The 13857-nt window shown below is 72.7% G+C and carries 10 protein-coding genes, 1 tRNA gene and 2 pseudogenes; 4 read left to right on the forward strand and 9 right to left on the reverse strand.

Annotation, left to right across the window (positions count from 1 at the left end; all coding sequences use genetic code 11):
• Positions 1-15: 15 nt before the first annotated feature.
• Positions 16-1659, forward strand: coding sequence for an AbeC-like domain-containing protein (locus tag ABZ312_RS04290; RefSeq protein ID WP_500324454.1), 1644 nt, complete (start codon positions 16-18; stop codon positions 1657-1659).
• A gap of 64 nt (positions 1660-1723) precedes the next feature.
• On the opposite strand, the gene ABZ312_RS04295 is transcribed toward ABZ312_RS04290, so the two are convergent.
• Complete coding sequence (locus ABZ312_RS04295; RefSeq protein WP_499510812.1) at positions 1724-2284, reverse strand: HIT family protein; 561 nt, start codon at positions 2282-2284, stop codon at positions 1724-1726.
• A 66-nt stretch (positions 2285-2350) separates the two neighbouring features.
• On the opposite strand from ABZ312_RS04295, the gene ABZ312_RS04300 reads away from it, so the two are divergent.
• Positions 2351-3025, forward strand: a complete 675-nt coding sequence (locus ABZ312_RS04300; protein ID WP_500324456.1) for a potassium channel family protein — start codon at positions 2351-2353, stop codon at positions 3023-3025.
• Between the two features lie 37 nt (positions 3026-3062).
• Here the strand turns inward: ABZ312_RS04300 and thrS are convergent, their stop codons facing one another.
• The 3 genes from thrS to ABZ312_RS04315 form a co-directional block, all read right to left on the reverse strand.
• Positions 3063-5045, reverse strand: coding sequence for a threonine--tRNA ligase (gene thrS, locus ABZ312_RS04305; protein ID WP_499510814.1), 1983 nt, complete (start codon positions 5043-5045; stop codon positions 3063-3065).
• Positions 5046-5178: 133 nt separating this feature from the next.
• Positions 5179-6366: a hypothetical protein gene (locus ABZ312_RS04310; RefSeq protein ID WP_500436439.1), complete on the reverse strand. Its 1188-nt coding sequence runs from the start codon at positions 6364-6366 to the stop codon at positions 5179-5181.
• Positions 6366-6932, reverse strand: coding sequence for a DUF4365 domain-containing protein (locus tag ABZ312_RS04315; RefSeq protein WP_499510816.1), 567 nt, complete (start codon positions 6930-6932; stop codon positions 6366-6368). Before ABZ312_RS04315 ends, ABZ312_RS04310 begins: the two co-directional genes overlap by 1 nt.
• Positions 6933-7104: 172 nt before the next feature.
• On the opposite strand from ABZ312_RS04315, the gene ABZ312_RS04320 reads away from it, so the two are divergent.
• The gene (locus ABZ312_RS04320) at positions 7105-7845 is read left to right on the forward strand and encodes an exonuclease domain-containing protein (RefSeq protein ID WP_500324460.1); all 741 of its coding nucleotides are present in this window, start codon (positions 7105-7107) and stop codon (positions 7843-7845) included.
• A 47-nt stretch (positions 7846-7892) separates the two neighbouring features.
• Here the strand turns inward: ABZ312_RS04320 and ABZ312_RS04325 are convergent.
• Both ABZ312_RS04325 and ABZ312_RS04330 read right to left on the reverse strand, forming a co-directional pair.
• Positions 7893-7964, reverse strand: a tRNA-Val gene (locus tag ABZ312_RS04325).
• A 38-nt stretch (positions 7965-8002) separates the two neighbouring features.
• Entirely contained in the window at positions 8003-8479 is a 477-nt protein-coding gene (locus ABZ312_RS04330) for an SRPBCC family protein (protein WP_500324462.1), read from the reverse strand.
• 80 nt (positions 8480-8559) lie between these two features.
• On the opposite strand from ABZ312_RS04330, the gene ABZ312_RS04335 reads away from it, so the two are divergent.
• Positions 8560-10905, forward strand: coding sequence for an SCO7613 C-terminal domain-containing membrane protein (locus ABZ312_RS04335; RefSeq protein WP_500436440.1), 2346 nt, complete (start codon positions 8560-8562; stop codon positions 10903-10905).
• 541 nt (positions 10906-11446) lie between these two features.
• Here ABZ312_RS04335 and ABZ312_RS04340 read toward each other — a convergent pair.
• The 3 genes and pseudogenes from ABZ312_RS04340 to ABZ312_RS04350 all read right to left on the reverse strand — a co-directional run.
• Complete coding sequence (locus ABZ312_RS04340) at positions 11447-12028, reverse strand: DUF624 domain-containing protein (RefSeq protein ID WP_500436442.1); 582 nt, start codon at positions 12026-12028, stop codon at positions 11447-11449.
• A gap of 5 nt (positions 12029-12033) precedes the next feature.
• A pseudogene (locus tag ABZ312_RS04345) lies at positions 12034-12890 on the reverse strand (carbohydrate ABC transporter permease).
• Positions 12891-13827 (reverse strand): annotated as a pseudogene (locus ABZ312_RS04350) (carbohydrate ABC transporter permease); the annotation flags it as partial.
• Positions 13828-13857 lie beyond the last annotated feature (30 nt).

Consider the following 13857-nt stretch of genomic DNA (forward strand, 5'->3'; position numbering starts at 1 on the left):
CAGAAGGGGGCGGCAGTGACCGACGGTTTCGACTTCCTGAGCCCGGGCGCGCAGATACCGCTGAGCGGTGTCGACGGGCAGACGGGGGCCACCCAGGCCCTCGCGTCGGCCGCGTACCGCGACAGTCCCATGGATGCCCTCGCCACGGCCGACGCGGGCAAGTCGTCGGTCAAGGAGGCGAAGGTCAAGCTGCTGCAGGCGAACCTGGGCGAGGCCTTCGCCCGCGCCGTGCAGAACCGGATGCTGGGCGCCTCCCGGAACGAGCTGGTGCAGTCCTTCGGCGCAGAGCCGCAGACCGTCGTCGAGCACTGCCTGGCCGCCAACCGGATCCGCCAGGAGCGCGACAACAAGCTGACGGCCGTGATGGTCGTGTTCGGCCTGCTCTTCCTGCCCGGGATGCTGGTCTGGCTGGGCGCCTTCCAACTGCGGGCCCTCGTACGGAGGTCCGAGGGCTCCCGGGCAGGGCTGCTCGGCTCGGTGGTGCTGCTCGTGGTCGGCTTCTTCGCCGTCCTCTTCGTCGTCAACCCGCCGCTCACCGGCTTCTGGTCGCAGTACCTGCGGGTGATGATGGTGGCCCCGGTCCTCGGCTGGTTCTGGGCGAAGCGGCTCTGCGAGCAGACCGCCAAGGACCTGCGCGAACGCTGGGCGGGGCTGGTCTCGGGCAGCGGCGTCGGCGCGAAGATCCCCGAGGCCGTGCCGCGCAACCCCAACCAGACCCGGGCCGAGAAGCTGCGCCAGAGCCTGGCCAAGCTCTCCGCCGAGCAGCAGAGCAACGTGGTCTTCTACCAAGGCCCCAAGGGCGTGCTCGGCATGGGCGCCCGGTGGGGCGCCTGGCACATGGCCGAGGAGCTGACGCCCCGCGAAGGGCTGAGCGAGATCCACCCCTTCCGCAGCTGGGACGTCATCAAGGTGATCCACGGCAAGTTGCGCGGCCTGCAGCGCGGCCCGCTGCACACCGGTGGTTTCCCCAAGCCGCTGATACAGCACTGGGTCGTCTCCCACGTCGGCGAGGGCGCCAAGAAGATCACCCGGCCCACCGGCTCCGACGTCGACGGCTACACCGTCCGCGACTTCGAGATCCAGCGGATCTGCAACGAGCAGCAGTTCGACAAGGGCAACCGGCACTACCTGGGTCTGCAGTTCGTGGTCTGGGACGGTCAGCTGGTGATCACCATGATGGTCACCGTGACCGTGCTGGCGAGCACGCTGCGGATCGAGGTGACCGGGCACGCGCTCGGACCGGTGCACTCCCTGTTCACCACGGCACCGGAGGCCAAGGAGAAGGAGATAGCCCACCCGGTCAAGTTCTGGGAGACGAAGAAGGTGCAGCTGCCGCTCGTGACGAGCGACGAGGTGGTGCGGCTGGCCGCCCGCGCCCCCCTGACCCGTTTCCCCCAGGTGCTCGACCACCTCGGCGGCAAGATCGTCCTGCCCGAGCCCTTCGGTCTGCGGCACAGCTGGGCCTCACAGCCCTGGAACCACCGTTTCATGGCCGACGACGCCCTGCGCGCCGCCACCCCCGTGCTGCGGGCGGTGCACTCCGCGGCCATCACCGTCATGGAGGAGAACGGGGTGGACGTCTCGAAGTTCAACAACCGCTCGGGCATATTGAGCAACATGGTGCAGGACGCCTCGCCCAGCGAGGCCGACGTCTACTGACGGGCCCCGGGGCGGACGGCTCGCGCGCCGCCCGGCCCCGGCCCGGTCGGCGGGACGGACCGGGTCAGCCGGCCGGCCAGGCGTCGGCGAGCATCTTGCGGGTGTCGGCGAGGAGCTGCGGCAGCACCTTGGTGTGGCCGACCACCGGCATGAAGTTGGTGTCGCCGCCCCAGCGCGGCACCACGTGCTGGTGCAGGTGCGCGGCGATCCCGGCGCCCGCCACGGTGCCCTGGTTCATGCCGATGTTGAAGCCGTGCGCGCCCGAGGCCGAGCGCAGCGCGACCATGGCGCGCTTGGTGAACTCGGCGAGCTCGATGGTCTCCGGCCCGTCGAGGTCGGTGTAGTCCGCGACGTGACGGTAGGGCACCACCATCAGGTGGCCGCCGTTGTACGGGTAGAGGTTGAGGACCGCGTAGACGGCGTCGCCGCGCGCGATGACGAGCCCGTCCTCGTCGCTCATCTCCGGAATCGCACAGAAGGGGCAGCCGTCGCCGGCCCCTGGGCCGGTCGGCTTGTTCTCGCCCTGGATGTACGCCATGCGGTGCGGCGTCCACAGGCGCTGGAACGCGTCCTGCGTCCCGACTCCGTTCTGCAGTTCCGGCTCACTCGTCATGCCTTGCAGCATATGGCGTCGTCCCGGCCCTGCGTGTCGCCGGGGGCGCTCCCGCGTGCGGGGCACGATGCTGGCTCCATGCCCATGGATGACGACCGGCGGCTGCGGGAGTGGGAGCGTCGGGGCAGTGTGCCGCTGTCCATCGCGTCCCTGGTGTTCCTCGTCACGTACGCGGTGCGCGTGCTCGTCCCGGACCTGCCGCCCGAATGGTCCGACCTGCTGCTGACGGTCACCGTCGTGACCTGGGGACTCTTCGTGCTGGACTACCTGGTCCGGGTGGCCGTCGCGCCCCACCGCTGGAGTTACGTCCGCCGCCGCTGGCTCGACCTGGTCGTGGTGGTCCTGCCGCTGCTGCGCCCGCTGCGTCTGCTGCAGATCTACGGGAGGGTCCAGGACCTCCACAAGCAGCCGCGGTTCTCCCTGGAGGCCCGGGTGATGGGGTACGCGGGGCTCAGCGCGCTGCTCCTCGGCTTCGCGGCGAGCCTGCAGGTGTACGCGGACGAGCACAACGCGCCCGGCGCGCAGATCCGCACCTACGGCCAGTCGGTGTGGTGGCTGTGCTCCACGATCACCACGACCGGCTACGGCGACCTCGTGCCGGTGACGGTGCGCGGACGGGTGATCGCGGTGGGGGTGATGTTCCTGGGCGTCGTCCTGATCGGCGCGGTCGTCGGGTCGTTCTCGGCCTGGCTCACGCAGAGCTTCCGCCGTGCCGACGAGCGGCCGGACGCGGGCGGGCCCCCGGAGGGCTGACCTCCGGGGGCCCGTCGCCGTGCGTCGTTCCGGCGGCTCAGACCTGGACGCGGTCCTCGACGGCCTTGGCGATCTCGGCGATCGCCTCGTCGCGCGGGATGCCGTTCTTCTGCGAGCCGTCCCGGTAGCGGAAGGAGACCGAGCCCGCCGCCATGTCCTCGTCGCCGACGATGACCATGAACGGCACCTTGCTGCGCTGCGCGTTGCGGATCTTCTTCTGCATCCGGTCGGCGGAGGCGTCCACCTCGACGCGCAGGCCCTTCCTCTTCGCCTCGGCGGCGAACTCCTGCAGGTAGGACACGTGCGCGTCGCCGATCGGGATGCCGACCGCCTGGACGGGGGCCAGCCATGCCGGGAAGGCGCCCGCATAGTGCTCGAGCAGCACCGCGAAGAAGCGCTCGATGGAACCGAAGAGCGCGCGGTGGATCATGACCGGGCGCTGCTTGGTGCCGTCCGCCGCCGTGTACTCCAGGTCGAAGCGCTCGGGCAGGTTGAAGTCGAGCTGCACGGTCGACATCTGCCAGGTGCGGCCGATGGCGTCCTTGGCCTGGACGGAGATCTTCGGACCGTAGAACGCGGCGCCGCCCGGGTCGGGGACGAGCGGGAGGCCCTGCTTCTCGGCCACCTGCCGCAGCGTCTCGGTGGCCTCCTCCCAGATCTCGTCGGAGCCGACGAACTTCTCCGGGTCCTTGGTCGACAGCTCCAGGTAGAAGTCGGTCAGGCCGTAGTCGCGCAGCAGGTTGAGGACGAAGGTGAGCGTCTTGTCGAGCTCGTCCGCCATCTGCTCCTTGGTGCAGTAGATGTGCGCGTCGTCCTGGGTGAAACCGCGGGCCCGGGTGAGGCCGTGCACGACACCCGACTTCTCGTACCGGTACACGGTGCCGAACTCGAACAGGCGCAGCGGCAGTTCACGGTACGAGCGGCCGCGCGCGTCGAAGATCAGGTTGTGCATCGGGCAGTTCATGGGCTTGAGGTAGTAGTCCACGCCCTCGTCGAGCTGCATGGGCGGGTACATGCCGTCGGCGTACCAGTCCAGGTGGCCCGAGGTCTCGAAGAGCTTCCCCTTGGTGGCATGCGGGGTGTAGACGAACTCGTACCCCTCCTCCTCGTGCCGGCGGCGCGAGTAGTCCTCCATGACCCGGCGGACGATGCCGCCCTTGGGGTGGAAGACCGCCAGGCCCGAGCCGATCTGCTCCGGGATGGAGAACAGGTCGAGCTCGGAGCCGAGCTTGCGGTGGTCGCGCTTCTCGGCCTCGACGAGGAAATCCAGGTACTCCTTGAGCTCGTCCTTGGACGGCCAGGCGGTGCCGTAGATGCGCTGCAGCTGCTTGTTCTTCTCGCTGCCGCGCCAGTAGGCGGCGGCCGAGCGCATCAGCTTGAACGCCGGGACGAACCTGGTGCTGGGCAGGTGCGGACCGCGGCAGAGGTCCTTCCAGCACAGCTCGCCGGTCTTGGCGTCCAGGTTGTCGTAGATGGTCAGCTCGCCGGCGCCGACCTCGGCGGAGGCGCCCTCGGCGGCCTCGGCTGCGGAGCCCTTGAGGCCGATCAGCTCCAGCTTGTAGGGCTCGTCGGCGAGTTCCTCGCGGGCCGCGTCGTCGCCGACGGCACGGCGGGAGAAGCGCTGGCCGCGCTTGACGATCTCCTGCATCTTCTTCTCGATGCGCTTGAGGTCGTCGGGGTGGAAGGGCTTCTCGACGTCGAAGTCGTAGTAGAAACCGTCCTTGATCGGCGGGCCGATGCCGAGCTTGGCCTCCGGGAAGAGCTCCTGCACGGCCTGGGCCATCACGTGCGCGGTGGAGTGGCGCAGGATGTTGAGGCCGTCCTCGCTGGCGATCCCGACGGGCTCGACCTCGTCGCCGTCGGCGACCTCGTAGGCGAGGTCCTTCAGCTGGCCCCCGACCCGCGCGGCGACGACGGTGCGGTCGCCGTCGAAGAGCTCGGCGGCCGTCGTGCCCGTCGTGACCAGCCGCTCTTCCTGCTCATCGGAATCGCGTTTGATGATCACACGGACGTCTGACACCGGTCTCTCCTGACGTATGTCCCACTGGGTCCGGCAGCGGAAAGCTGCACCGGTGAATCCTACCGAGCCGGGCGGGTGCCCCGCGAAGCGATGGCCCCCGGCGTCGGGGGCCCCCGCCCGGTGCGCCCCCCGGTCAGCCGCCGAAGGAGTCCTCGAAGGTGTCGACGCCGCCGTGCAGGGCCTTCATCAGCCGGTCGCGGTCGGCCTCGTCGACGTGGACGGGGGTCAGCGCCGACGGGTGGGTGAGGTGGCGGAAGCCGGTACGCCGTTCCAGCCGCCCGGAGAGCCGGACCGGCAGCCCGACCAGGTGCGCCTGGGCCGCGATGCGGTACCCCTCCTCGGGCAGGCGGATGCGTACCTGGCGGACGTCCGCACCGGCCAGGACGCGCAGCCGGATGCTGCCGCCCCCGGAGGGGCGCGGCCGGCGCAGCCGGGTGACGGTGCCGGTGACGCGCACGTCGACCGAGGGTTCCTCGCGCACGTAACGCTCACTGGCGGCCTCCAGCGCGGGGAGGTCGCCAGGGGAGAACTCGACCGGCTCCGGCACCCTGGCGAACCCCACGGGCGGCCCGGCCGCCGGGGCCCAGGCGAGGGTGACCACCACGCCCTCGTTGCCGCGCACCATCCGGATCAGGGAGTCGGCCAGTTCGTGGCAGACGCCGAGGCCCACCGCCGCGTCGAAGGCCTCCATGCCGCCGGTGGTCCGCTGGTAGTCCACGGCGTCCCGGGCCGCCTGCAGCGCGCGCAGCAGCGTGGTCACGGTGCGGCGGCCCTCGGGGACCGGCGCGTACGCGGTGAGCTGGTGCCCCGGCGCGGCACCGACCAGCACCTGCTCCAGGAAGGCGTTGGCGTGCCCGGTGTGGCGCGCGCCGAAGTAGCCGAAGCGGTCCCGCTCGGCGCGGGCGGCGGACATGAGCATGGCGCGGGCGGCCGCGCGCAGCTGCTCCGCCGCCGTCCACGGCACGGCCGCGCCGGCGGCCGGCGGCAGCTCTTGGTGCCAGTGGATCTCGTCGCCGGGGACGGCGAGCGCGGTCAGCACCTCGCGCGCCGAGGGCTCGCCGCAGCGGGCGAGGGCGTCGAGGGCCTCGCCCAGCAGCTCGGCGTGGTCGGCGTAGCGGGCGCCCGCGGTACGCCGCTCGGGCACCAGGAGGCTGGTCCGGGCGGCGGACTCAGGCTCGCCCGGGGGCGTCCAGCGTGTGTAGCGGCCCGGGGCGCCGCCACGCCGCCGCCAGCCGTGGCGGACGAGCAGCGCGACGAGGACGCCGGGGTCGACCCGCTCGGGGTCGGGCGGGACGAGTGCGTCGTCTGCCGTCCGGCTCATCAGGGCCTCCCTCCCGCCCCGACCCGCGTCATGATCTCGCACAGGGCCCGGTCGTCGAAGATCCGCGCGGTGGGTATCCGCACGGTCGTCTTGCGCTTGCCGGTCGCGGCGTGACCGGCGAGGTTCGTCCAGTAGCAGCAGTGCCGCAGCTCCAGCCGGTCGTGGCCGGCACGCAGCCACTCCTCCTGGGTGCGCGGCACGAGCATCACCACGAGGATCTTGTGCACCGAGACCGGGGTCCGGGCCAGCTTCACCAGGTGCTCGTTCTCCAGGGTGAAGCCGAAGGTCGGACCGGGAGGCCGCGGGGCGACCTGGTAGGTGCACTTGAGCTGCACCTTGATCGTGACCTCGTCGTCCACACCGTGGCCGTGCGAACTGTGGCTTATGTGCCAGTCGATGCCGTTGTCCGGGAAGGGCTGGGCGAGCGAACAACCGGCGGCCGCCGCCACCGCGTGCAGATATCCCACTTGGAGGGTTTCCATGCAGCTGGTGGTGGCGAGTCCGCCGCGCAACGGTGCGTTCGGTTCGGACAGCAGCCCACCCGGGCCGGGCTGCTCGAGCGCCATCGCTCTCCGTGCCTTTCCGGGCGCGGGAATCCTAGTGATCCCCGTTGCCCTCTTCATCCCCACCAGCGACAAGTCGCAAACCGTTGCGGTTCGGTGACGTGCGGTCACGGGTACGTACCGTAAGGGCGGCCGCCGGCCGCCCGCATCCTGCGATCCGCACGGGAGGTGCGCCATGCCGCACTGGTACGACGGCCCGCTGGCCGCCTTCGACACGGAGACCACGGGGGTCGACGTGGAACACGACCGGGTGGTCTCGGCCGCGTTGGTGGTCGAGGACGCCCCCGGCATACCGGCCAGGACGACCCGCTGGCTGGTGGACCCGGGGGTCCCGGTGCCCGAAGGGGCCCGCGCGGTGCACGGGCTGGACGACGACTACCTCCGGGCGAACGGACGCCGTCCCGGCCCGGTGATGGAGGAACTGGCACGCGCGCTGGCCGACCAGGCCGCGGCCGGCGTGCCGCTCGTGGTGATGAACGCACCCTTCGACCTGACGCTGCTCGACCGGGAGTTGAAGCGCCACCGCGGCATGGCGCTCGACGCCTACCTGGTCCGCGGCCCGCTGCGCGTCCTCGACCCCCGGGTCCTGGACAAGCACCTCGACCGCTACCGCAAGGGCCGCCGCACCCTCACCGACCTCTGCGCGCACTACGGCGTGGTGCTGACCGACGCCCATGACGCCGCGGCGGACGCCCTCGCCGCGCTCGCGCTCGTACGGGTGCTGGGCCACCGCTTCGCCACACGGATCGGCGGGGTGCCGCCCGCCGAACTCCACGCTCGCCAGGCCCTCTGGCACGCCGGCCAGGCCCGCGGGCTGCAGGCGTGGTTCGCCCGCAGCGGCACCGACGACCGGGTCGACCCGGCCTGGCCGCTGCGGCCGACACCCGCGCGGGCCCCCGAGGAACCGGCGGCCTAGGCACACGCCGAAGGGCCGGTCCGTGATGGACCGGCCCTTCGTGACGGTGGGCGATACTGGGATCGAACCAGTGACCCCTTCGGTGTGAACGAAGTGCTCTCCCGCTGAGCTAATCGCCCGGGACGACCTGAACAATACAGGGCGCGGGCGGCTGCGTTCAAACGGCTTCCCGGCCCGGTGCCCCCTCCGCGCGCAGCCGGGCGGACAGGCCCCGCCGCCCCTGCCGCATCATCAGGGCGTGGTTCGCACGGAACAGCGGCCGGCACGGGACGGCCAGCCGCCGCATCAGCGGCTTGTTGACGATCACGTCCTCCTCGAAGACCAGCCGGGTGCCGCCGCCCGCCCCGTCCGCGCCGACCGTCCAGCGCACCCACCCCTCCAGGTCCCCGTACATCGCCACCTCCAGCACCCCCGCGCGCGGGTCGCGGCGGGTCTGGTGCGCGGTGACGAACAGGTCGTACGGCAGGACCGAGCGGAAGCGCAGGGTGCCGGCGGTCTCGCCGGTCTGCCGCACCTCGCGGACCTGGGGCCACCAGACCGGGTACTCGTGCGGGCGCTCCAGGAGGCCGTACACGGCCTCGGGCGGGGCGGCGATCCGCCACAGGCTGCGGAAGCGGTAACGGCTCCAGTCCATGGAGCCAGTGTGCGTACTCAGCGCGGATCTGAGTACCGGCGCGCATGCCCGCGCACGTGGGCCGCGCCACACTCCGAGCCATGGAGACGATGCCCCCGCCGCACGACCGCTGTCCCGCGTGCGGCACCTACCTGCCCGCGACGGCGCCGCCCGCGTGCCCGCGCTGCGCGCTGCCCCTGGTCGGGCCGGTCGCCGAGGAACTGCGCGAGACCGACCGCGCCCTCCTGCGGCTGGACGCCGAACGCGGCCGCCTCATCGCGCGCCGCGGGCAGTTGCTGGCGCAGCTGCGGCCGCCGTACCCGCCGGCGCCGTGGGGCACGCCGTGGGGTGCCCCGCCGCGCCGCGAGACGTCGCCCCGCGCGGTGCAGAACCTGCTGCTCGCCCTGGGCGGTGTGCTGCTGGCGGTCGCCGCGATCGCGTTCACCGTCATCAGCTGGGGCCACCTCGGCATCGGCGGACGTGCCGCCGTCCTGGGCGCGCTGACCCTCGCGGCGACGGGCGTGCCCGTACTGCTGCTGCGCCGCACGCTGACCGCCACGGCCGAGGTCGTCGCCTGCCTCGGCCTCGTGCTGCTGCTGCTCGACGCGTACGCGCTGCACCGCGTGGCGTTCCCCGGCGCCGACGGGCTGCGCTTCGCGGCGGTGTCCCTGACCGTCGTCGCCGCGCTCTGGGCCGGGTACGGGAAGGCGCTCGGGCGGCTCGTGCTGCCGGTGCCCTTCGCCGTGGTGATCGGTCAACTCCCCCTGGCGCTGTGGGCGTCGGCCGCGGAGTCGGCGTACGGGCTCGCGGCCGCCCTGCTCGTCACGGCCGCGCTGGACGCGGCGGTCGCCCTCCTCACCGGCGGGCGCGGGACGCGGATCACCGCCGTCGTCGCCGGGACGGCCGTCGGTCTGGGCGCGCTGCTCACCGCGGGCGGGCTCTCCGTCTCTGCCGACGACGGCGGAGCGGCACTGCGCGCGGGCGTACTGCTGCTGGGCGCCGCCGCGGTGGCGCTCACCGTCGCACTGCGGCCCTCGGTGCCCGCCACCGTGTCGGGGATCCTGTCCGGGGTCGCGGCGCTCGCAGTCGTGGGCGCGGCCGGCGGGATCCTCCGGTCGGACGTGCCCGGCGACTGGATCGTGCCGGGGTACCTGGCGTGCGCGGCGGTCGTGCTCGGCGCGGCGGCCCTCGCCGTCCCGGCCCGCCTCCGCACGGTGGCCGCCGGTCTCGCGGCCGGCGCCGCCGCCGTGCACGCCCTCGCCCTGCTGTGGGCGCTGCCCTCGCTGATCGTGGGCGTGGTCGCGCCCGACGCGTGGGAGGGCCGGTACGGCGCGGTCGCCGTGGCCGGCCTGCTCGCGGCGGAACTGGCCACGGCGGCGCGGCTGCACCGCGCCACCCCGTACGGCCCGCTCGCCGCCTCCGGCGCCCTGGTGGCGGCCGCGGTCGCCGTGTGCGTTCCCGGTCCGCTGCCCGTACGGCTCGTCGTCGTGGCCGCCCTGCTCGCGCTGTCGGCCCGGGCGCTCACCTGGACCGCCCTGGTGAGCGCCTGCGGGCTCGCCGTGACGGCCGTCGCGTGGGCCCACCCGGAGCCCACGACGACGCTCACCGTGCTCGCCGTGCTGCTGGCCTGCTTCGGCGCGCTGTACGTCGTGGCCCCGCGCACCCGCGTGGTGAGCGCCGCCGCGGTGGTCGCCTGCGCGGCGGGCCTCGCCTGGACCGGACTGCCCGCCCACGCGGCCGCGTTCACCCTCCTCGCGATCGCCGCGACCGCCCAGGCCGCCGCTTTCCGCGCCGCCGGACACCCCTTCGAGCACCCCGGCCACGCCGCGGCCCTCCTCACGATCGGCCTCGTCGCCGACGACCTCGCACTCCTCGCCCTGGCCCTCGCCCTCGCAGGTGTCCTCGCCGCGGCCGTCGCGGCGCTGCGGGCCGACCGGCGGTGGCTCGGCTACGTCGCGACCTGCCTGATGATCGTGGCGAGTTGGGTACGCCTCGCGGCGTCCGACGTCCACGTCCCGGAGGCGTACACCCTCCCCGTCACGGTCGCCGCCCTGGCCGTCGGAGCCCTGCGGCGGCGCCGCGACCCCACGTCCTCGTCCTGGGCCGCCTACGCCCCCGGGCTCTGCGCGACCCTCCTGCCCAGCCTCGCCGCCGCCTGGGGCGACCCCGGCTGGGTCCACCCCCTGACCCTGGGCGCGGCCTCGCTCGCCGTGATGCTCCTCGGTGCCCGCCACCGGTTGGCGGCGCCGCTCCTGCTGGGGGCGGGCGTGCTCGCGCTCGACGCGCTGCACGAACTGGCCCCCTACATCGCCCAGGCCCTCGGCGCGGTCCCCCGCTGGGTGCCGCTCGCCCTGGCGGGCGTCCTCCTGCTCGGGGTCGGGGCGACGTACGAGCGCCGTCTGCGCGACGTCCGGCGCGTGCGGGACGCACTGGGGCGCCTCCGCTAAGAATGTGCCGGTGGGTTGTGGTTGCGGGCCCGGTGGTTGTGCGTGGCTCGTTTGCGCCTGCGGCGGGCGGTTTCCCCGCCGCCCGCCCGATTGCCCGGCGCGGTTGGTGCGGGCCTCGCGCGGTACGTAGTGGGCCGGGGTCGGGGCCTCCGGGGCTGGGCATTCTGGACCGCATATTTATGTGCATGACGGGCGGTCCAGGTCGTGCCGTCCGTGCCGCACAACACATACACGTCAGCGTCCAGAACGCCCACCCTCCCCCCCCAGCCTTCGGCCGGGGGTGCCCCCACCTCCCCCGCCCTATCGCGGGCGGCCAACGGCCGGTGGGGGTTCAGAAAGCGGTCCGGGGTCGCCGCAAGTGCCTCACTCATCCCCCACCGGCCGTCATGCGCCCACACAGCGGGAGGGGGTGTGGCGGGGTGCGCCCATGGGGGTCCCCCCGGCCGAAGGCTGGGGGAGGGCGGGCGGCGGGAAACCGCCCGCCGCAGGCGCAAACAACCCGCACACAACAACGGGCCGCAAGGAGCACCCCCACCCGCCATCACAACGCACCGGCAGAGGAACGGCGTTCCACCGCCACCGCCGCCCCCGCCACGCACCCCAACGCCACCGCCCCCAGCGGCAAAAGCATCCACGCGGCCACCCCGACCACCACCACCCCGCCCACAAGAAGCAGCGTCCCCCCGGGGTCGCCCACGACGCGCCGCACCGCACGGCCGGCCGCACCCCGGCCGCTCTCCCCGGGCCGCCAGAGCGCAGCCGCGCGAATCCCCGTCACCACGAGGACGACCGCGGCCAGGACACCGGCACACGTGAACGCTCCCCCAGCGGGCATCCCGGAACGGGCCACCGCCAGGTCGAGCCCGAGCAGCGCGAGCCCGCCCCACCACAGCAGCGTGCAGCGCCACCCGGCGCGGGTCGCGGCCGCGGTCTCCGCCATGAAGTCGCGCCACGTGGACCGCTCTCCGTCCAGGTGCCGCCGCAGGTGCCCGCAGGCGGCGGCGAACGCGGCCAGCGCGGTGACCAGCGGCAGCGCGGCGGCCACCAGCCACACCCCGGTCAGCAGGCACTCGGCGAACAGCGCGAACCGCCCCACCGCAGTACGGGCACCGCCGAACGCCATCGGCCTCAGCCCTTCAGTCCGGAGGTGGCCGCTCCCTCGACCAGGTGGCGCTGGAAGGCCAGGAAGAAGAGGAGCACGGGCAGGAGGGCGACCAGCGACATGGCGACCATGCCGCCGTAGTCGGCCACGCTGTCCTGGTCGATGAACATCTTCAGCCCGAGCGAGACCGTGTACTTGTCGGGCTCGTTCAGGTACAGCAGGGGCCCGATGAAGTCGTTCCAGGACCAGATGAACGTGAAGATGGCGCTCGTGATGAGGGCGGGCCGGCACAAAGGGAGCACGATGCTCCAATAGACGCGCAGATGTCCGCAGCCGTCCAGGCGCGCCGCCTCGTCCAATTCCCGCGGGAGATTGCGCATGAATTGCGCCATGAGAAAGACGAAGAACGCGTCCGCGGCGAGGTATTCCCGAGCAGCAACGGAACGTAAGTGTTGATCAGGCCGAGTTTCTGGAAGAGCACGTACTGCGGGATGATGAGCACCTGGAAGGGCAGCAGCAGCGTCGAGATCATGACCGCGAAGAGCAGCTTGCGCCCGGCGAAGCGGATCCTGGCGAAGGCGTAGGCCGCCAGCGAGCAGGAGATGAGCACGCCCACCACCGAACCGACGGCCAGGACGAGCGAGTTGGTGAAGAAGGTGGAGACGGGGATGTCGGCGATGCCACGGGTCAGCCGCCGGTAGTTGTCGGCGATGGGGCGGCCGGGCAGCAGTTCCAGGCTGCCGACGATCTCGTCGCCGGGCTTGAGCGAGGCGCCGACCAGCCACACCACCGGGTAGAGGATCACCGCGAGCAGGGTGAGGGCGCCGGCGTGCCAGGCGAGGGTGCGTGCCGTGCGGCGGCGGGCCGTGGCGGCGGGGGTCACGTAGTGGACCCAGCTGCGCTGGGTGCGGAACAGCAGCGCGGTCAGCAGGCCGATGCCCAGCATCAGCATCCAGGCCATGGCGGACGCGTAGCCCATGCGGAGGTTGCGGAAGCCCTGTTCGTACAGGTACCAGGTGTAGACGAGCAGGGAGTCGGCCGGGCCGCCGGCCCCGCCGCCGCTGCCGCCGAGGGCCACCGCCGAGGTGAAGACCTGGAAGGAGTGGATGAGTTCGAGCAGCAGGTTGAAGAAGAGCACCGGCGAGATCAGCGGCAGGGTGATGGAGCGGAACCGCCGCCAGGCCCCGGCCCCGTCGACCTCCGCCGCCTCGTAACAGCTCCCGCGGCACCTGTTTCAGCCCCGCCAGGAAGATCACCATCGGGGCGCCGAACTGCCAGACGGTCAGGGTGACGAGGGTGGGCAGCGACCAGTCGGGGTCGCCGACCCAGCCGCCGACGTCCCAGCCGGCGAGGTGCAGCGCACGGTCCACGACGGCGTCGTCCTGGAAGACCGAGCGCCACACGATGCCGATGCTGACGCTCGCCCCGATCAGCGACGGGGCGTAGAAGGCGGAGCGGTAGAAGCCCTGGCCGCGACGGGGCCTGACCAGCAGCAGTGCCACGGCGAGGGCGGCGGCGAGCTTGAGCGGGGTGCCGACCAGTACGTACTCCAGCGTCACCCGCACCGAGTGCCACCAGCGGTCGTCGGCGAACATGTCGCGGAAGTTCCTCAGCCCGGTCCACTTCGGGGAGTCGAAGAGGTTGTAGTCGGTGAAGGCCAGGTAGAGCAAGACGAGCCTCGGGCCCAGTGTCAGCAGCAGGACGCCGACGCACCACGGGGTCAGGAACAGGTAGCCGGCCAGGGTCTCCCGGCGTCCCCGCCGCCGGCCTTCCGGGGGCCGGTCCTGCGGGGTGCGGCGCCGCTCGGCGACATCCGGCACGGCGGTCTGGGTGCGCGTCACGGGATGTCC

The organism is Streptomyces sp. NPDC006207 (assembly GCF_040613835.1).
Taxonomy (GTDB): domain Bacteria; phylum Actinomycetota; class Actinomycetes; order Streptomycetales; family Streptomycetaceae; genus Actinacidiphila.